We start from the raw sequence: 17,610 nt of genomic DNA, 5'->3' as shown, positions 1-17,610 counted from the left end.
GAAGAAACCGGTTCCATAGAAGCTGGGATATCGCTATGGTGAGGGCATCCGTTTCGAGGAGGATGCGCCGTGACCGGGATCATCGATGTCGCACTGCGCGCGGGCGTGGCGAAGTCCACGGCCAGTCGCGCGCTCAGCGGCAACGGCTACGTCTCCGCCGAGACCCGGGAGCGCGTGGAGCGCGCCGCCCGCGAGCTGGCCTACGCCGCGCACTCCAGCGCATCGAGCCTCGCGACGGGGCGCACCTCGACCATCGGCGTCATCATGCCCATGGCCGACCGCTGGTACTTCGCCGAGCTGCTCGCGGGTCTCCAGCAGGCCCTCATCGACGACGGACTCGACCTCGCCCTGTACGGCGCGGCCGAGGGCAGCGCCGAACGCGCCCGCATGCTGGATCACGCCCTGGCGGGCCGCCGCTTCGACGGCATCATCGCCGTGTGCCTGCAGCCCGGCGCGCATGAGCTGGAACGGCTCGCGGGGATCGGACTGCCGCTCGTGTCCGTCGGTCCCTTCACCCAGGGCGCCGACACCGTCTCGATCGACGACGTGGTGGCCGCGCGCGTGGCGACGGAGCACCTGATCGACCTCGGCCATGAGAACATCGCATTCCTCGGGGACGAGCCGGATGCCGACCAGTTCAGCTTCGGGGAGCGCAAGCGGCTCGACGGCTACCGGCAGGCGATGATCGCCGCGGGCCTGGAGGAACACATCAGGGCCGTGCCCACGCAGTCCACGATCCCCGAGGCGTTCGCCACCGCCGCAGCCCTCCTCGCCGACCGGCGCAGCCGCCCCACGGCGATCGCGGCGGTGTGCGACGAGGCGGCCGTGGGGGCGATCATCGCGGCGCAGCGGCTCGGCATCGGCGTGCCCAGCGAACTCAGCGTGACCGGCATCGACGACCACCGCTACGCCGAGATGTTCAGTCTGACCACCATCCGGCAGAACCCCCGGGAGCAGGGCGTCGAGGCGGTGCGCCTGCTGCGCGCGCGGATGCAGGATCCCGAGGCCGCACTCGAGCACGTGGTCTCCCCCGCGACCCTCGTGGCCCGCCAGTCGACGGCCCCGCCGCGAGCGGAGACAGCCCGCTGACGCACGAAGGCCCCGGGAGAACCCGGGGCCTTCGCAGCGTCTCTGACGCAGGTTTCGTCTCGGGCGCGCTACGCGCGTCCTCGCTCAACCTGAGTCGCCGGCGGGTCAACGCTGCTTCGCAGCCTTTACCCGCCTCGACTCACTTGAGGGTGACCGTAGCGCCGGCCTCCTCCAGGGAAGCCTTGGCCTTCTCGGCGGCCTCCTTGTTGGCGCCCTCGAGGACGGCCTTCGGGGCACCGTCGACGACGGCCTTGGCCTCGCCGAGGCCGAGCGAGGTGAGCTCGCGGACGACCTTGATGACCTGGATCTTCTTGTCACCGGCGGCCTCGAGGATGACGTCGAACGAGTCCTTCTCCTCCTCGGCCTCGGCGCCGGCAGCGCCACCCGCAGCGCCGGCGACGGCGACGGGAGCGGCAGCGGTGACGTCGAACTTCTCCTCGAACGCCTTCACGAACTCGCTGAGCTCGACAAGGGTCAGACCAGCGAACTGGTCGAGCAGCTCCTCGGTGGTGAGCTTCGCCATGATGTATCTCCTAGATAGATGGGGGTTTGGGGGGTGAAGACCTGGAGGCTCAGGCGGCCTCGGCGGTCTCCAGCTTCTCGCGAAGAGCATCGATGGTGGCCGCGGCCTTGCCCATCGTCGCCTTCATCATGCCCGCAGCCTTCGCCAGCAGAACCTCACGGCTCTCCAGGGAGGCGTACTTGTTGACCTCGTCGGCACTCAGGGCGTTGCCCTCGAAGATGCCGCCCTTGATCACGAGAAGCGGGTTGGCCTTGGCGAAGTCACGCAGAGCCTTGGCGGTGGCGACGAAGTCGCCGTGCACGAACGCGACGGCCGACGGACCCTTGAGGTCGTCGTCCAGCGCCGTGATCCCCGCGTTGTTCGCGGCGATCTTGGTCAGCGTGTTCTTCACCACGGCGTAGTTCGCGTCCTGACGGATGTTGTTGCGCAGCTGCTTGAGCTGGGCAACCGTCAGACCGCGGTACTCGGTCAGCAGGACGGCGTTCGAGTTCTCGAAATTCTTCGTGAGCTCGGCGACCGATGCATCCTTCTGCGCCATGGTCACTCCTTGATGAGTACGGGATGCTCCACGGCGGTGGAGCACCGGCCTCGACCGCCGCGCTCTGCAGGCAAACAAAAACGCTCCGGCGCAAGCGCACGGAGCGTGGTCCAGGATCTGGAGTTCGTTCGTGTCACCTGCGCGGGCCTCTGCTGTTCGGATCCAGGATCCGGCAGTGCTTCGATCGCCTCGTGCTCGCGCACACGACGATGACCAGCGGTCTTCGGTTGGTCCCAGACTACGGCATCGGCGCCGCTCCCCCAAATCGGCGCCGCTCTCGCCGCCGCGTCGTCCGCTCTCGCCGCGAGCGCACGGGAACCCGTCGACTGCACGGGAACTTCGCGCGAACAGCCCGTGCACTCGGCAACCACCCGTGCACTCGGCGCGGGGCATCATCGGCGACCCTGCGCACCGGCATCCGGCGGACGCACGCCGAACGAGGCGAGTCGGCGGCCGAGGGCGGCCGGTGTGCCGATGTGCTCCATCCCCCAGCGGGCGAAACGGTTCTGCGAGGCACCGCGGATCCAGTCCTCCCGGCGCTTCTCGTCGAAGATCACCTGCTCCACGGTGCGCCCCGAGCGCATCGCCTCGTCGAAGTACTTCTCCTTGCCGTCGAACTCACCGAAGCAGCGCACATCGCCGAGCTCGAAGTCCACGAAGAAGGTCCGCCCGTCCGGTCCCGCCACCGGAACCTGGAGCTCGGGCGCCGCGAACCCGAGCCGATGCAGCTGCAGTCGGCTGACGCTCTCACCGGGAGGCTGCGCCCGTCCGTCCGCGAACGCCGCGACCCATCGCGCCTGACGGACGCCCCTCCTCCCGTCGGCCTCGGCGAGGCGTCGGCCGAGCTCGAGGCGCCAGGCCGCGACCGCATCCAGATCCCACTCGCGCAGGCGCCGCGCCATCTGACGCTCCGCGGCATCCGCGACCGACACGGCGGCTTCCCGAGGCAGGACGCACAGGAGATCGAACACCGTGCGTGACAGCGAGGTGCATCGGATCCCGTCGACGCTCACGACATCGGCGGCGGGCAACGGCCCCGCATGCCGCCGTACGTCGGGGCTGCTCGACACCCGCCGGGCGGCGGGCATCGTCATGTGCACGGCCGCGCAGCGGATCCGGTGCAGCGGCAGCCGCCAGAGCACGGCGGCGGACGTGTGCGACATGACCGCACCCCCGGTGCTGTCCCGCGCGACCGCGATGACGTGCGCCCGATGACGCTCCTCGGGGTGGAGCGCCGCACGTTCTGCGCCGTCGATGTACCAGCCGCGCCGGAGGTGGAAGAGCTCGCCTCGCGCAACGGCAGCCGCGAGGCGCCGATCCGTCCACCCGTTCAGGATCAGATCGTCGCGCGAGCGCACCTCGTGCTCGAGGGGCGGATGCGAGGCGCCGACGAGCGGATCCGGATGAGCCGGAAGAGAATCGAATGAGATCATGCCTGATGCTGGCGCCGTGCCGGGGCATCGTGGAGGGCGCCTCACGCGAAAGGTGCGGGACCCGGCGGGTTCGCCCGTTGTGCGGAACGAAGGGCCACCCGGCGTCGTCGGCCGCGACCGCACGGGAACCCGCCGACTGGACGGGAACTTCGCGCGAACGACCCGTGCGCTCGGCAACCGACCGTGCACTCGGCGCCGGGCGTTACCGGCGGACGCGGACTCCGTCCCCGCGGCGTGCCAGGGCGCCGGAGTCGGCGGCCGGAGGTAGCCTCGGTGGGTGACCCCGGAACTCGAAGCGCGCATCGTCGCCGACTCGCGCGACCGGGTGGCGTGGCTGCGCGCGCGGGCCCGCGGGATCACCGCGACCGACGTCGCCGGGCTCACCAGCGAGACCTCGATCGCCCGCGCGGCCGACGCCAAGCTCGGCGCGGGACCCCGCTTCGGCGGCAACGTCTACACCGACCACGGCCGGCGTCGCGAGCCGGAGATCGCCGCCTGGGTCGCCGCGACCCACGGCATCCTGCCCTCGTCGGCCCTGTTCTGCGCCGAGGTCGAGAAGCGCCACCTGGCTACCCCCGACGGCATCGTGCAGGAGCCGGGCGGCCGCGTGCTGCTCGCGGAGATCAAGACCACCAACAAGTCGTGGCGCTCCATCCCCCGCACCTACCTGCGACAGGTGTGGTGGCAGCAGCATGTGCTCGGCGCCGAGCGCACGCTGTTCGTGTGGGAGGAGCACGACGACTTCCGCCCCATCCACGACGAGCCCAAGTCGGTGTGGATCGACCGCGACGACCGCGAGATCGGGCGCCTGGTCGGCCTCGCCACGCGCCTGATCGACGAGCTTTACCACCGCACGACGGGCCAGGCGCCTCCGCGTCCCGCGCCGGCCGCGCCGAGCAAACGGGACGCGCTGCGCGAGCGCGACATGTTCCGCGCCCTCGCCCTCGCGGAGTGACGCGCTCGCGCCGGGACCAGGCCGATCACGTGCACTTGGGGTTCAACCCGAGCGCGCCCGTCGTCAAGGTCTTGGTGATGCTCGCCGACTGCCAGTTCGTCCCCGCCTGATTGACGACGGTGAAGGTGACCGTGCTGCCGAGCGCGTTGCCGAGGATGCCGCCGAGCAGCCCCTCGTTGAGAGTCATCGTGTAGGTGAACGGGCCCGTCCCGGAGGAGCTGATCGTGCTCACGTAGCTCGACGGGTTGGCGGTGAGCTTCGAGGTCGGAACCGTCGTCGGCGTCAGCGGATACGCCGACTGCCACGTGACCGTCACTCCGGTGATGATCCCGAGGGCCTTCATCGGAGTGCACGTCATGTTCGTCGGATTCGAGAGCGACCCGGCAGAGATGGTGCCGCTCGCGACGTACTCGGTATCCGTGTACGCCGCGTCCGTCAGGGCCGGCCGGGGCCACGCGAGCAGCGCCGCACAGGCCCCGATCGCGAGCAGGGCGATCGCGACGCGACGGCGCGGACCGCGCTCGGCGACGCTCATGAGTCCTCGCCGCCGCGGCGTCGTCGGCCGACGAGCAGGAGCACGGCCGCCGCGACGAGCAGCGCGGCCCCGCCGGCGATCGCCACGACCGGCACGGATCCCCCGGTCGCGGGGAGGGCCGGCGTCGGACCGGTCTGGATCCGGTCGCCGAGCCCCTCCGCCTGCACGCGGAGCTGCGTGACCGCCGGGTCCTCCCGCGCATCGAGGCGCACATCCAGCCGGAGATGCGCGACCGCGTCGGCGGGGATCTCGTCGAGCGCGACCGTCCGGCCGTCGCGCGGGACGGTCCACGCGGAACGCAGCAGGCGCTCCCCCTCAGTGCACGTCTCGCCCTGCCACGCCGTGGGGCAGAGCCGCGCGTCGACGGTGATCGAGGCGTCCCCGGTGGCGCTGAGCCCGAGCCGCAGCGTGCCGGGCTCCGGCGCGGCCGCACTCACCACGAGGTCCCAGCGCACGCTGGCACCCGGTCCCATCGCCGCTGCGGCATCCCAGTCGGCGCTCGACACGATGCGCACGTACCGGCCCTGGACGGTCTCGGTCGTCGGCGCGGCGTCTGCTGCCGGCATCGCGGCGATGAGCAGCACCGCGGACGCCGCCAGGGCGGTGAGGATCCCGGCGGGGCCGCGGTCAGGGCGATACACGGTTCTCCGTTCCTGCGCCCCGGCGACGCGGCCCCGCGTCCGCGGGACGGTCCGCCGGACCGCCGTCTCCCTCATCCGAGCCCTCCTGTCCCTGCGGGCGGCGGCCGCGCGGCCAGAACGCCCAGATCACCAGGCCGGCGACGCCGACCGTGATCCCGCCGAGCACGAGCGGGTTGCTGAACGCGACGATCACGGGGGCGACCCCGGGGACCGAGAAGCGCACGATCCGCACGGTCGAGACCGGATACGGCGCCAGGTCGTCGTGCGCGTTCGCGTCGCCGCGCAGCGTGAGGAGGCGCTCGCCGGGCTGCGCGCCGTCCGCGACCACGCGCACCCGGTGCGTGATGGGGAGCTCGCCGGGGCGGTCCACGGTGACCACGTCTCCGACGTGCACCTGCGACGCGGGGATCTGCTGCACGATAGCGACGGATCCGGCGGGGATCGTGGGGGCCATCGAGCCGGTGCGGAACATGATGAGCGTGATGTGCGCGGTGAACGCGAGGACCACCAGCACGATGCAGACGAGCCCCGCCAGGGCCAGGACCCAGAGCAGGACCTCGCCGAGCACACCTCGAAGAGAGGTGCGGCGCGACCGTCCGCCCTCCGCGGCCGGTCGCTCGTCACGGGACTCCGCCGCTGTCGTGCGGGGAGTCTCGGCGTGCTCGCCGCGGGTGCCGTCTGCCGCCGCGTTCTCGCGCGCGGCACGGCGGGTGAGGGGCTGCGTCGTCTCGGTCATGCCGTCCTTCTCTCTGTGTGGTCCGCGGCGAGCGGATCGCGATCACGTGGATCCTTCGGTGCCGCCGCCGCGTGCGCCCGGCTCAGCCGGAGGTCGCGACGAACTGCCACGACTGCGCCCTCGACTGGGACTGCATCCCGTTCGAGGCCCCCACGGGCAACGAGATCGCGAAGCAGTAGTACACCGGGGTGCGGTCGGCGGCCAGCGTCTGCGCGACGGCGGCCGACGTGTCCAAGGTCGAGTTGTCCGGGATCACGGAGGTCCCGCCGGAGTAGCCGGAGGCGTTGCACGCCGATGCGCTGCCCACCGTCCGCACGCCGTAGCGGAGTTCGGTGAGCGTGCCGGTCGGCGTTCCGGCGGTGAGCCGGACCGAGCCGGCGATCGATCCGCTGGTGGCCCGCACGGAGAACGCCGCATACCCGGTGACCCCGGGATACAGACCGGTCACGGCGGGGGTGAACCCCAGCACTGCCGCATTGGAACCGGTGTGCTTGCCGTAGTCGGTCTCGGTGGGCAGCTTGCCCTCGATGCCGAATCGGGCGGCCGTGAACGAACCGGTGGCGTACTCGCCGTCGTTCCAGCTCGCCAGGGTGGATGTCGCTCCCGTGCCGAGCACGAGCCCGCCGACGAGCAGCGCCCGGATCCGCAGCAGACGGATCCTTCGCACCTCGGCGCGCGGCGCTGCTCGCCTCCCCCGGTGGGCTCGCATCATGACGTCCTCAGTTCGAGGTCGCGGTGAACTTCCAGACGGCCGTTCCGCTCTGCCCCTGCTGCAGGACCGCCTGGGTTCCGGCGGTCGCGACGAAGCACAGCTTCTGCGCGGCGCCGGCGGTGGTCGGCGGGGTGCCCTTGGCCAGCGAGAAGCTCGTCGCACCGGTGGCGGTGCTGAGGTTCGCGCCGGAAAGGATCAGGGTGCCGGTCGTGGCCACGTTCGCGTCGCACACGGTCGCGCTGGGCACCGTGTAGACCTTGTACGAGATGGCCGATGCGTTGCTGCCCGTGCCGGACGTGGCGTCGAGCGCGGGCGTGACGGTCGCCGGGCTGGTCGTGTTCTTGTCGAGCTGCAGCCAGTACGACGCGTAGACGCTGTCACCGGGCGTGAGGTTGCCGAAGTTGGCGCTGAACGTCAGCGGAGCGCCGGGAGCGGTCGTGTGCTCGCCGTAGGTGGTGCCGTCCGTGGACCCCTGCAGGTTGAAGGAGCCGGCGGTGAACGTGCCGGTCGCGAACTCGGAGTCGTTCCAGGCCGCGAGGGTGATCGCGGCGCCCACGCCGAGGACGAGGCCTCCGGCGAGGACGGCGAGAACCTTGCGACGTGTGCGGATGGATGAAGGGGCTGTGCTGGTCATGATCGTCCTCGTGGTCGGGGTTGTTGACCTCATCCTTCATTTCGGAATACTGGCATGCAAGAGCGTTCACATGTTCTTGAGGTTGGCTTCACGGATCCTTGAGGGTGCCCTTGAGGATGCCCTCCCAGAGCCACTCGACGGGGCTCCGCCGGGCCGATTCCGCGCCGGACCGACGGCCTCCTCGGCCGGCTCCGGCCGGGCCGGCGGCCTACTCGGCCGATTCCTCCGCAGCGGGAGCAAGCGCGATCACAGGACCGAGGGCGTCCCGCCCGACCGCGATCGCGGGGCCCGCGGCGTCGACCAGCACGCCGCTCATCTCGGGCTGCTGGACGAGCACGGCGCCGATCTGCTCGGCGGTGAAGGGCAGGGGCTGGTCGCCGCGGCCGAGCGCGATGACCTCGAGCGGGTGGCTGAACAGCTGCAGGTAGCGTGCCCCTTCGGCCGTGTGCGCCTCCGCCACGCCGTACTGGCCGTCGCCGTCGACATCGCTGACCGCCACCCAGAGCCGGGCCGTGGTCAGCGCCTCGGCCACACGGGCCTCGGAGTCCGCCGCACGGGGCGCCGCGAGCAGGGCCTTGACCGCGAAGGTCGGATCCGCCTCCTCCAGCGCCTTCTGCAGGATCTCCGACGGGAACACGACACGGTGCGGCTCGGAGGCGTTGTCGATGATGAGCCCGGCGAAAGGTCCCTCGATCACGTTCTGGTAGACGGCCTGAACGGGCTGCACCACGGCAGAGGTCTCCGACGGGTCCTCATCGCCCTGCTGCACGGAGTCGCGCACGGCGGCGGCCGAGCTGAAAGCGAGCATGAAGGAGTTCTCGCCGTCGTTGACGACGGCGACGGCGAGCGGCCGGCCCTCCTTGATCTGCTCGCCGGCATCGCCGCTCACGCGCAAGAAGAGGTTGCCCTGCAGCGACTGGCGGAGCACGCCGAGCAGCTCCGCCTGGCTCGCGTCGTCGCCGAGCATGGCGAGCGCCTCGCGCAGCAGCACGTTGTCGGGCATTCCGGGGATCGACTCGGTCGGCTCCGGCGGATCCGCCGGAGCCAGCGGGAGCGGCGGACGCCCGGAAGGAGCCTGCGCCTGAGCAGGCGGCACGGGCGCCTCGTCCACGACGGGGTCGATCAGGTCATGACCGGGCTCGGGCGCCTCGGTCGGCGCGTCGACGACGGGGCCGGACGGCGAGCCCAGCCCGCGAAAGGCCTGCACCGCGATGTTCACGACCGGCACATCGGCGTCGGCCGCGCCGGCGCCGCCCTCGGCGACGGAGACCGATGCCCGGTCGGCGTCGGCGGCCTCCTCGGCGGTGGCAGGAGCGGACTCCGGCGTGACGGCATCGTCCTGCTTGCTACGGCGCGAGAAAAGACCCATTGTCCCAGCCTAACCGCGCCCTTCGCGTCAGAGCTTCTGGATCGGCGCGATCTTGACGAGCAGCTTCTTCTGACCTGCGGAATCGAAGCGCACATGCGCGATCCGCTTGGCCCCCTCGCCCGTGATCGCCTCGACCCGCCCCTCACCGAAGTCGTCGTGGCGGATCCGGTCGCCGGCGTTCAGCTCGAGATCGCCGTTGTCGCGCACCTTCGCCGTCACCCGGTTCGGGAACTTGTCCATCGCCGTGGACAGGGGCGTGAGGCCCTCGCGCTTCGGCAGCGCCCGCGCGGCGAACCGGTCGCCGGAGCCGCTGCCGGAACCGCCGAAGCCGCCCGGACGGCGGGCGTTGAGCGCTCGGGACTGCGTGCCGCCGCGGGAGTTCACGTCGCCAGGCGACTGCCGCCAGTCGATGAGGTCGCCCGGGATCTCCTGCAGGAACCGGCTCGGCATCGCGACCGACACCTCCCCGAACTGGGCGCGGGTCATCGCCAGCGACAGGTGCAGGCGCTTGCGGGCGCGGGTGATGCCGACGTAGAAGAGGCGCCGCTCCTCCTGCGGACCGCCCGGCTCGTTGGCCGAGATCCGGTGCGGGATGAGATCCTCTTCGACGCCCGTCACGAACACGGCGTCGAACTCGAGACCCTTCGCCGTGTGCATCGTCATGAGCGAGACCACCCCGGACTCGTCGTCGAGGTCGTCGGCGTCCGAGACGAGCGCGACCTCCGTGAGGAAGTCGGCGATCGTGCCCTCGGGATTGTTCCGGGCGAAGTCGCGGGTCACCGCGATGAGCTCGTCGAGGTTCTCCAGACGGGCCTCGTCCTGCGGGTCGCGGCTCGCGCGCAGCGCGTCCAGGTATCCGCTCTTCTGCAGCAGCACCGTGAGGCCCTCCGCGACCGCGGTGGGCGGTGCGATCTCGCCGCTGGCCGGCAGCATGATCTCGGTCGCCTCGCGCAGCACGGCGTCCAGCTGCGCGATCGCGCCCTGGATCTTCGGCCCGACGCCGAGCTGGGTCGGGTGCGCGAGGGCATCGCGGAAGCTCAGCCCGTGCTCCTCCGCGAATCGCGCGATCGACGTTTCCGTCACGTCTCCGATCCCGCGGCGCGGCTTGTTCAGGATCCGCCGTACCGCCATCTCGTCGGCGGGGTTCGCGACCGCGACGAGGTAGGCGAGGGCGTCCTTGATCTCGGCGCGCTCGTAGAACTTGGTGCCGCCCATGATCTTGTAGGGCACGGCGGAGCGGATGAGGATCTCCTCGAGTGCACGCGACTGCGAGTTGGTGCGGTAGAACACCGCCATCTCCCCATACGGCATGCCCGCCCGACGCAGCGCCTCGACCTCGTCCGCGACGAACTGGGCCTCGTCGTGCTGCGAGTAGCCGGTGAACCCGACGATCGCGTCACCGGATCCCTTGTCGCTCCAGAGCTTCTTCTCCTTGCGGTCGAAGTTGTTGCTGATCACGGCGTTCGCGGCGGAGAGGATGTTCTGCGTCGAGCGGTAGTTCTGCTCGAGCAGCACCACCTTGGCCCCGGGGAAGTCGCGCTCGAACTCGCTGATGTTGCGGATGTCGGCGCCGCGGAACGCGTAGATGGACTGGTCGGAGTCGCCGACCACGGTGAGGGCGGCGCCCGGTTCGGCGCCGGCGGCCTCCTGCGGATCCGGCTCGAAGATCATCATGCCGTTCGAGGCATACGGCTCGGGCGCGCTCCCCTGCACCGGGCGGGTGAGCTCGTGGATGAGCGCGTACTGCGCGGCGTTGGTGTCCTGGTACTCGTCGACGAGGATGTGGCGGAAGCGGCGCCGGTAGACGTCGGCCACCTGCGGGAACGCGCGGAACAGGTAGACGGTCTGCCCGATCAGGTCGTCGAAGTCGAAGGCGTTGGCCTTCTGCAGCTGCCGCTGGTAGTCGGCGAACACCTCCGCGAACACGCGCTCCGCCGGATCCGACATGTTCGCCTGCCGGGCGAAGGACTCGGCATCCTGCAACTCGTTCTTGAGCTTCGAGATGCGCGACTGCATCGCGGCCGGGGTGTAGCCGAACGCGTCGGCCTCGTGCTCCTTGACGAGCCTCTTGATGAGCGCGCGCGAGTCGCCGGAGTCGTAGATCGTGAACGACTTGGTGAACCCGAACTGCTCGGCCTCGCGACGCAGGATGCGCACGCAGGCCGAGTGGAACGTCGAGATCCACATGCCGCGGGCCGTGTCTCCGACGAGCTGTGCGACGCGCTCGCGCATCTCGCCCGCGGCCTTGTTGGTGAAGGTGATCGCGAGGATCTGGCTCGGCCAGGCCTCCCGCTGACGCAGCAGCAGCGCGATGCGCCGGGTCAGCACGCTCGTCTTGCCCGACCCCGCACCCGCCACGATGAGCAGGGCCTGCCCGCGGTAGGTGACCGCGTCGAGCTGCTGCGGGTTGAGGCCCGCGAGCAGGTCGTCCGCGGGGGCCCCCGCGGACGGTCCCGCACCCGTTCGAGGGGCGGTTCCGGGCGGGAGGATGACGGGAGAGGGGGCTTCGCTCATGACCTTCCCAGTCTAGGTCGAGCAGCGGACATCGACTCCGGCGCGGAGGGCGTCAGCGGAGCACCGCGGCGCCCAGGTCCGGATGGTCGACGAAGACCCCGTCCACGCCGGTCGCCGCGATCGACTCCCACTCCGCCCGGTAGTCGCCGAACGCGGCCTTGCGCGCTCCCCGGCGGAAGCGGCGGTCGAGGAACGCGTTCTCCGGACGACAGGTCCAGGTGAACACGTCCAGCCCGCGTGCGTGCGCCGCCCGGACCAGGTCCGCTCCGTGGTCGCGCAGCAGGATCGCCTTGTCCACGCTGATGCCGTCGACCTCGCCGGCCAGCCGGTCGAGCCCCTCCGGGGCGAGCGCCTCCGCATAGGTCTGCGCGTCGGCGCCGTCCCGCGCGACGAGATCCGCCGGCGCACCGGTCGCCTCCAGCAGGTACACGAACCTCCCGCGGACGCCGCGCCCGCGCAGCTCCGCCAGGACGGTCTGCTCGAACGACTCGATCCAGAGCGGGTGCTCCCCCGACGCCCATCCGGCCGCGCGCAGGTCGCGCTCGACCAGTGCCGCGAGATCGTGCCCGATCCGGGCGAAGAAGGTCGCATGCTTGATCTCCAGCACGATGCCGAGCTCGCGACCGCGCTCGGCCGAGGCCTCGGCGACGAGCGCCAGCAGGTCGGTCAGGCGCAGGATCGGCTCGGTGCCGTCGAACTCCGCGGATCCGGGACGCAGGGCGGGGATCCGCTCCCGACAGCGCAGGGTGGCGAGCTCGGCCCAGGTGAAGTCCTCGGTGAACCACCCGGTGAGACGCTCCCCGTCGACGCGCTTCGTCGTGCGGCGATCCGCGAACTCGGGATGGTCGGCCACGTCGGTGGTGCCCGAGATCTCGTTCTCGTGACGGATCACCAGTACCCCGTCGGCGGTCGCGACGACGTCGGGTTCGACGGCGTCCGCCCCCATCGCGAAGGCGAGACGGTAGGACGATGCGGTGTGCTCCGGCCGATGACCGGGAGCACCGCGGTGGCCGATCAGGAGCGGACGGACGGACGGATCCGTCGGCGAGACGTCGGGCGGGATCCGTCGGGTCACGCTCTCAGCGTACGGCAGTGCTCCTCACGGGTTCCGCCGGTACTGTAGAGGGAAGATGACCACCACTTCTGAGGAGTGAGGCCGACCATGAGCAACTTCGCCTTCAACAACCCGGCGTTCAAGGAGCGGGATCCGCGCGCCGTCGCGACCTATCCCGGGGGCGCGCAGGCGGGTGGCCAGTACGCGCCGCCGCCGCCCGCGACGCAGCTCGCCGCGGCCCAGCAGGCCGCCGTCAACGCGAACCTCGAGGGCATGTATGCCGCGCCGTCCGCCGGCGCCATCGAGACCGACCGGATGACCGTCGAGGACACGGTCTGGAAGACCGCGGGCCTGTTCGGGATCCTGCTCGTCTTCGCCGCGGTCGGCTGGTTCTTCACCCTCGGCGGGGCGGCCGTGCCGCGCACGCCGACCGCCGTCGCGATCTGGCCGTGGGCCGTGGGCGCGCTCGGCGGCTTCGTGCTCGCGATGGTCGTCAGCTTCACCTCGCGCAAGAAGGTGCGCCCGGCGCTGATCTTCGCGTACGCCGCGTTCGAGGGCCTCTTCATCGGAGGCATCTCGGCGTTCTTCGAGGTGCTCTGGCCCGGCATCGTGCTGCAGGCGACCCTCGCCACGGCGGCCGTGGTCGCCGTCACGCTCGCGCTGTTCGCGAGCGGCAAGGTCCGCGCCTCCGCGAAGATGACCAAGATCGTGATGATCGCGATGCTCGGCTACCTGCTGTTCTCGCTGCTCAACGTCGTGCTGATGGTCTTCCACGTGCTGCCGGCGAACCAGATGTTCGGCCTGTACAGCGCCAAGGTCGCCGGCATCCCGCTCGGCCTGATCATCGGCGTGCTCGTCGTCTTCCTCGCCGCGTACTCGCTGGTCATGGACTTCGACCAGATCCAGCAGGGCGTGCGCAACGGCGCCCCGCGTCAGTACGGCTGGCTCGGCGGCTTCGGCATCATGGTCACCGTCGTCTGGCTCTACGTCGAGATCCTGCGCATGATCGCGATCGCCCGCGGCAACAATTGACGCGGCTCTGATCCGCACGAAGGCCGCTCTCCTCGGAGGGCGGCCTTCGTCGTTCTCGTCGGGGCCGGAGCCCGGTCCCGACGAGAACGGGGCTGGATCCGTCAGCCGCGGGCCTTCTGCTCGAGCAGCGCACGCTCCCGGTCGTTGCCGGCCAGCGCGGCGGCGACCGCGAACTCCGAGCGCGCCTCCTCCGCCCGTCCGAGGCGCAGCAGCAGCTCGCCGCGCGTCGCCGGCAGCAGGTGGTAGCCGCGCAGGGCCCCGCCCGCGACGAGCCCGTCGACGATCCGCAGCGCCGACGCCGGGCCCGTCGCCATCGCGACGGCTGCGGCGCGGTTGAGCTCCACGACCGGCGAGGGCGCGAGACGCCCGAGCGCCTCGTACAGCAGCACGATGCGCTCCCAGTCGGTCTCCTCGACCGATGGCGCGACGGCATGGCATTCGGCGATCGCCGCCTGCAGGGCGTACGCCCCGCGCCCGCGGCCGAAGGCGTCCGCCCGGGCCAGGGCGGCGCGTCCGCGCGCGATGCGACCGCGGTCCCACAGACGGCGGTCTTGGTCGGCGAGCAGCACCGGGTCGCCGTGCGCATCGACGCGCGCCGGGAAGCGCGCGGCGGTGAGCTCGAGGAGCGCGAGCAGCGCGTGCACGTCCGGCTCGGCCGGCATCAGCGCGGTCAGGACCCGGGCGAGCCGGATCGCCTCGCGTCCCAGATCCGGACGGAGCAGGTCCTCCCCCGCCGTCGCCGCATGCGCCTCGTTGAAGACCAGGTAGAGCACGCCGAGCACGGCTCCGAGCCGGGCAGGGAACTCGTCGCGCCCCGGCACCTCGAAGGGAGCCCTGGCGACCGAGAGCGTCTTCTTCGCCCGCACGATGCGCTGCTGCACGGTGGCGGTGGGCACCAGGAACGCGCGCGCGATCTGCTCCGTGCTCAGACCTCCGACGACGCGCAGGGTGAGGGCCACGCGCGCCTCCCGCGAGAGCGCCGGGTGGCAGGCGATGAAGACCAGTCGCAGCACGTCGTCGTCGATCGCGTCGGGATCCCAGGGCGGGGCGTCCAGGGCGGCGTCCTGCTCCCGCTCGAGATCGTGCGCGATCACGGCGAGGCGATCGTCAAAGCGCTCCCTGCGCCGCCACCCGTCGATGGCGCGGCGCTTGGCCACGGCCGTCAGCCAGGCGGCGGGGTTCGCGGGCACCCCGTCGCGCGGCCACTGCGCGAGGGCCTCCAGCAGGGCATCCTGCGCGAGGTCCTCGGCGAGGCCGAAGTCCCCGGTGAAACGCGTCAGCGTGGCGATGATCCGCGCCGACTCGATGCGCCACACCGCGGCGACGGCGCGCTCTGTCTCAGCGCCCGCCGTCGCCGCGGAATCGGATCCGGCCATCGCCGTCACTCGGCCGCGCGGGCGGCGGCCTCCTCGCGCCAGCCGGCCTCCTTCTGGATCCACTCGTTGTCGGCCGGGAAGTCCTCCAGCTCGGTGACGCGACGCACCTCGAGGAACGCACCCGGTCCGAGCGGCGCACGCTTGGCCCACTCCGCCGCCTCCTCGCGCGTGGACGTCTCGATGATCCAGAAGCCGTTGAACAGCTCCTTCGTCTCGCCGTAGGGGCCGTCGGTGACCAGCGGCGCCTCGCCGGAGAAGTCGACGACGAAACCCTCCGCGGCGTCGGTGAGGCCCTCTCCGGCCAGCAGCACGCCCGCCTTGATCATCGACTCGTTGTACCGGCCCATCGCCTCGATGACCTGCTCGAACGGCATGTCCTCGTACGCCCGCACGCCCTGCTCGTCCGCGCGCATGATCAGCATGAACTTCATGATGTCTGTCTCCTCATCGGGGGTCGTCCTTCGACCCTCTCACTCAAGACGTCGAACGAGAAGACGCGGGATCGACAGCTCGTCGAGATTCCTTCGAAGTTTTTCTAGACTCCGGATGTGACGTCCTCCTCCCGCCTGGCCGCCGAGATCCGCGAGAACCTGCGTGCGGCCGCGGATCCCGCTCTCGCACCGGGCCAGCAGGCCTACATGAAGTCGGCCATGCCGTTCCTCGGAGTGCGCGTGCCGGAGACGCGGCGGCTGGCCACGCAGGCGGCGCGCGGTGTCGCCGACGTCGATGAGCTGCGGGAGGCGGCCCTCGACCTGTGGCGGGAGGCCGAGTACCGCGAGGAGCGCTACGCCGCCCAGGCCCTGATGGCGCTGCGGCCCCTGCGCGGGCTGCTGGACCTGCTCGACGTGCACGAGGAGATGATCCGCACCGGAGCCTGGTGGGACCACGTCGATGAAGTCGCGCACCGGCTCGCCGATCTGCTCGACGCGCACCCGGACGAGCTGGCCGTGGAGCTGCGCGTGTGGGCGGACGACGAGGACTTCTGGATCCGCCGCGCGGCGATCATCGCCCAGCTGCAGCGCAAGGACCGCGTCGATCATGCCCTGCTCTCCGACGTGATCGAGGCGAACCTCGGCGACGGCGAGTTCTTCATCCGCAAGGCGATCGGCTGGGCTCTGCGCGACCACGCCAGGGCGGATCCGGACTGGGTGCGGGCCTTCGTCGACGCGCACCCCGGCCTCTCCCCGCTGAGCCGCCGCGAGGCCCTCAAGCACCTGGGCTGAGCCGTTCCAGGGGCCGGCGCGGCCGGCGCGTGAGAGGCCGGATCCTGCATGGGACATCACGGCACACGGGGCGTCTCATGCGAGAAAGGGTTTCTCGCGGATCGACGTCAGCCGAGCTCGTCGAGCGCCGCGCGGATCGCCGCCGCCGACGCCGCGAGCCTCGCCTCCTCGTCGGCGGTCATCGGCGTCTCGCCGAGCGCTTCGGCCCCGGCGGAGCTCACCACCGACGGCACCGAGAGCGCGACCCCGCTGATGCCGTGCACGTCGTCCAGCACGGTCGCGACGGGGAGCACGGCGTGCTCGTCGTTCAGCACGGCCTCGGCGATGCGGGCCGCGCTCACCCCGATCGCGAGGTTCGTGGCGCCCTTGCCCCGGATCACGGCATACGCCGCATCGCGCACCTCGATCGCGATGCGGTCGAGCTCCGCCGGGGTGAACGGGTCGTCCGAGGGCCAGTCCAGGATCGGGACGGGCCCGATCGTCGCGTTCGACCAGAGCGGGAACTGGGTGTCGCCATGCTCGCCCACGATGTCGGCGTGCACGCTGGCGGTGCTCACCCCCGCGCGTTCGGCGATCCGCCAGCGCAGGCGCGAGGTGTCCAGCACGGTGCCGGATCCGAACACCCGCTGCGGCGGGAGCCCGGAGATCCGCTGCGCGACGACCGTCATCACATCGGCCGGGTTCGTGACGATGATGTAGACCGCGTCGGGGGCCCGCTCGACGAGCGCGGGCATGAGGGCCTGCAGGATGCGCACATTGGTGCCGGCCAGCTCCATGCGGGTCTGCCCCGGCTGCTGCTTCGCGCCGGCCGTCACGACGATCACGTCACTGCCGTCGACCACGGAGAGATCGGATCCGCCGCTCACCGACGATGCCGTGAACTGCGTGCCGTGTGCGAGGTCGAGCACCTCGGCGTCGACCTTCTCCGTCGCGACGTCGTAGAGCGCGACCTCCGAGGCGCTCCCCCGGATGAGGGCCGCATACGCGACCGCCACCCCGACCCCGCCCGCTCCGATCACCGACAGCTTCGTGCGTCCGTTCGCCATGACTCCATCCTGCCCGCACCGGCCGGTGAGCACAGCTTCGGTCGCAGCAGAAAGCGAAACACCACTTTCTGCACGAGACGTCACGACACGCGTGGTGTCTCGTGCGGAAAGTGGTGTCTCACGGATCAGCGGCGAAGCGGGAGCTCCTTCGTCACTCCCACTCGACCGCTGGCGCGGCCGAGTGCCACCGGCGCCTTTCG

Annotated in this window: 18 protein-coding genes; 4 read left to right on the top strand and 14 right to left on the bottom strand. The window is 71.2% G+C overall.

The annotated features are described in order from the left end of the window. Window positions 1-69: 69 nt before the first annotated feature. The gene (locus tag J8G10_RS13780; protein WP_251445920.1) at window positions 70-1,089 is read left to right on the top strand and encodes a LacI family DNA-binding transcriptional regulator; all 1,020 of its coding nucleotides are present in this window, start codon (window positions 70-72) and stop codon (window positions 1,087-1,089) included. A gap of 139 nt (window positions 1,090-1,228) precedes the next feature. Here the strand turns inward: J8G10_RS13780 and rplL are convergent, their stop codons facing one another. From rplL to J8G10_RS13765, 3 genes are all read right to left on the bottom strand, one after another. Beyond that, window positions 1,229-1,612 carry a 50S ribosomal protein L7/L12 gene (gene rplL, locus J8G10_RS13775; RefSeq protein WP_251445916.1) on the bottom strand — a complete coding sequence of 128 codons (384 nt, stop codon included), beginning with the start codon at window positions 1,610-1,612 and terminating at the stop codon, window positions 1,229-1,231. A 49-nt stretch (window positions 1,613-1,661) separates the two neighbouring features. After that, the gene (rplJ, locus tag J8G10_RS13770) at window positions 1,662-2,150 is read right to left on the bottom strand and encodes a 50S ribosomal protein L10 (protein WP_251445913.1); all 489 of its coding nucleotides are present in this window, start codon (window positions 2,148-2,150) and stop codon (window positions 1,662-1,664) included. 392 nt (window positions 2,151-2,542) lie between these two features. Further along, the gene (locus J8G10_RS13765) at window positions 2,543-3,583 is read right to left on the bottom strand and encodes a hypothetical protein (protein ID WP_251445911.1); all 1,041 of its coding nucleotides are present in this window, start codon (window positions 3,581-3,583) and stop codon (window positions 2,543-2,545) included. 277 nt (window positions 3,584-3,860) lie between these two features. Between J8G10_RS13765 and J8G10_RS13760 the strand changes: the two genes are divergently transcribed. After that, window positions 3,861-4,538, top strand: a complete 678-nt coding sequence (locus J8G10_RS13760) for a YqaJ viral recombinase family protein (RefSeq protein WP_251445909.1) — start codon at window positions 3,861-3,863, stop codon at window positions 4,536-4,538. Between the two features lie 25 nt (window positions 4,539-4,563). On the opposite strand, the gene J8G10_RS13755 is transcribed toward J8G10_RS13760, so the two are convergent. The 8 genes from J8G10_RS13755 to J8G10_RS13720 form a co-directional block, all read right to left on the bottom strand. Further along, a complete protein-coding gene (locus J8G10_RS13755) occupies window positions 4,564-5,073 on the bottom strand; it encodes a hypothetical protein (protein ID WP_251445907.1) in 510 nt (169 codons plus the stop codon). Then, window positions 5,070-5,714, bottom strand: coding sequence for an LPXTG cell wall anchor domain-containing protein (locus J8G10_RS13750; protein WP_251445904.1), 645 nt, complete (start codon window positions 5,712-5,714; stop codon window positions 5,070-5,072). Before J8G10_RS13750 ends, J8G10_RS13755 begins: the two co-directional genes overlap by 4 nt. Beyond that, window positions 5,701-6,450: a signal peptidase I gene (locus tag J8G10_RS13745; protein ID WP_251445902.1), complete on the bottom strand. Its 750-nt coding sequence runs from the start codon at window positions 6,448-6,450 to the stop codon at window positions 5,701-5,703. Before J8G10_RS13745 ends, J8G10_RS13750 begins: the two co-directional genes overlap by 14 nt. An 82-nt stretch (window positions 6,451-6,532) precedes the next feature. Beyond that, window positions 6,533-7,162 carry a SipW-dependent-type signal peptide-containing protein gene (locus tag J8G10_RS13740; protein WP_251445899.1) on the bottom strand — a complete coding sequence of 210 codons (630 nt, stop codon included), beginning with the start codon at window positions 7,160-7,162 and terminating at the stop codon, window positions 6,533-6,535. A 7-nt stretch (window positions 7,163-7,169) separates the two neighbouring features. Then, window positions 7,170-7,796, bottom strand: a complete 627-nt coding sequence (locus tag J8G10_RS13735) for a SipW-dependent-type signal peptide-containing protein (RefSeq protein ID WP_251445895.1) — start codon at window positions 7,794-7,796, stop codon at window positions 7,170-7,172. Between the two features lie 208 nt (window positions 7,797-8,004). Further along, window positions 8,005-9,165, bottom strand: coding sequence for an SseB family protein (locus J8G10_RS13730; RefSeq protein WP_251445892.1), 1,161 nt, complete (start codon window positions 9,163-9,165; stop codon window positions 8,005-8,007). A gap of 27 nt (window positions 9,166-9,192) precedes the next feature. After that, window positions 9,193-11,679, bottom strand: coding sequence for an ATP-dependent helicase (locus tag J8G10_RS13725; RefSeq protein ID WP_251445889.1), 2,487 nt, complete (start codon window positions 11,677-11,679; stop codon window positions 9,193-9,195). Window positions 11,680-11,731: 52 nt separating this feature from the next. Then, window positions 11,732-12,754, bottom strand: a complete 1,023-nt coding sequence (locus J8G10_RS13720) for a glycerophosphodiester phosphodiesterase family protein (RefSeq protein WP_251445886.1) — start codon at window positions 12,752-12,754, stop codon at window positions 11,732-11,734. Window positions 12,755-12,841: 87 nt separating this feature from the next. On the opposite strand from J8G10_RS13720, the gene J8G10_RS13715 reads away from it, so the two are divergent. Next, on the top strand, window positions 12,842-13,765 hold the full coding sequence (locus tag J8G10_RS13715) for a Bax inhibitor-1/YccA family protein (RefSeq protein WP_251445883.1): 924 nt from the start codon (window positions 12,842-12,844) through the stop codon (window positions 13,763-13,765). A gap of 101 nt (window positions 13,766-13,866) precedes the next feature. Here the strand turns inward: J8G10_RS13715 and J8G10_RS13710 are convergent, their stop codons facing one another. Beyond that, on the bottom strand, window positions 13,867-15,141 hold the full coding sequence (locus J8G10_RS13710) for an RNA polymerase sigma factor (protein WP_251445880.1): 1,275 nt from the start codon (window positions 15,139-15,141) through the stop codon (window positions 13,867-13,869). A gap of 5 nt (window positions 15,142-15,146) precedes the next feature. Further along, entirely contained in the window at window positions 15,147-15,572 is a 426-nt protein-coding gene (locus tag J8G10_RS13705; protein WP_251445877.1) for a YciI family protein, read from the bottom strand. A 117-nt stretch (window positions 15,573-15,689) separates the two neighbouring features. Between J8G10_RS13705 and J8G10_RS13700 the strand changes: the two genes are divergently transcribed. Further along, window positions 15,690-16,364, top strand: coding sequence for a DNA alkylation repair protein (locus J8G10_RS13700; RefSeq protein WP_251445873.1), 675 nt, complete (start codon window positions 15,690-15,692; stop codon window positions 16,362-16,364). Between the two features lie 107 nt (window positions 16,365-16,471). On the opposite strand, the gene J8G10_RS13695 is transcribed toward J8G10_RS13700, so the two are convergent. After that, window positions 16,472-17,410, bottom strand: a complete 939-nt coding sequence (locus J8G10_RS13695) for an L-lactate dehydrogenase (RefSeq protein ID WP_251445870.1) — start codon at window positions 17,408-17,410, stop codon at window positions 16,472-16,474. Window positions 17,411-17,610 lie beyond the last annotated feature (200 nt).

The sequence above is a fragment of the Microbacterium sp. USTB-Y genome, from assembly GCF_023703415.1.
GTDB lineage: Bacteria > Actinomycetota > Actinomycetes > Actinomycetales > Microbacteriaceae > Microbacterium.
The sequence above is the reverse complement of the archived record's forward strand: the minus strand, read 5'-3'. Positions and strand labels throughout refer to the sequence as shown.

What these genes read in the sequence shown, in the direction of transcription:
- rplL (WP_251445916.1), bottom strand. Translation starts at nt 1,612, where the DNA reads ATGGCGAAGCTCACCACCGAGGAGCTGCTCGACCAGTTCGCTGGTCTG.
- rplJ (WP_251445913.1), bottom strand. Translation starts at nt 2,150, where the DNA reads ATGGCGCAGAAGGATGCATCGGTCGCCGAGCTCACGAAGAATTTCGAG.
- J8G10_RS13765 (WP_251445911.1), bottom strand. Translation starts at nt 3,583, where the DNA reads ATGATCTCATTCGATTCTCTTCCGGCTCATCCGGATCCGCTCGTCGGC.
- J8G10_RS13755 (WP_251445907.1), bottom strand. Translation starts at nt 5,073, where the DNA reads ATGAGCGTCGCCGAGCGCGGTCCGCGCCGTCGCGTCGCGATCGCCCTG.
- J8G10_RS13745 (WP_251445902.1), bottom strand. Translation starts at nt 6,450, where the DNA reads ATGACCGAGACGACGCAGCCCCTCACCCGCCGTGCCGCGCGCGAGAAC.
- J8G10_RS13740 (WP_251445899.1), bottom strand. Translation starts at nt 7,162, where the DNA reads ATGATGCGAGCCCACCGGGGGAGGCGAGCAGCGCCGCGCGCCGAGGTG.
- J8G10_RS13735 (WP_251445895.1), bottom strand. Translation starts at nt 7,796, where the DNA reads ATGACCAGCACAGCCCCTTCATCCATCCGCACACGTCGCAAGGTTCTC.
- J8G10_RS13730 (WP_251445892.1), bottom strand. Translation starts at nt 9,165, where the DNA reads ATGGGTCTTTTCTCGCGCCGTAGCAAGCAGGACGATGCCGTCACGCCG.
- J8G10_RS13725 (WP_251445889.1), bottom strand. Translation starts at nt 11,679, where the DNA reads ATGAGCGAAGCCCCCTCTCCCGTCATCCTCCCGCCCGGAACCGCCCCT.
- J8G10_RS13715 (WP_251445883.1), top strand. Translation starts at nt 12,842, where the DNA reads ATGAGCAACTTCGCCTTCAACAACCCGGCGTTCAAGGAGCGGGATCCG.
- J8G10_RS13710 (WP_251445880.1), bottom strand. Translation starts at nt 15,141, where the DNA reads ATGGCCGGATCCGATTCCGCGGCGACGGCGGGCGCTGAGACAGAGCGC.
- J8G10_RS13705 (WP_251445877.1), bottom strand. Translation starts at nt 15,572, where the DNA reads ATGAAGTTCATGCTGATCATGCGCGCGGACGAGCAGGGCGTGCGGGCG.
- J8G10_RS13695 (WP_251445870.1), bottom strand. Translation starts at nt 17,410, where the DNA reads ATGGCGAACGGACGCACGAAGCTGTCGGTGATCGGAGCGGGCGGGGTC.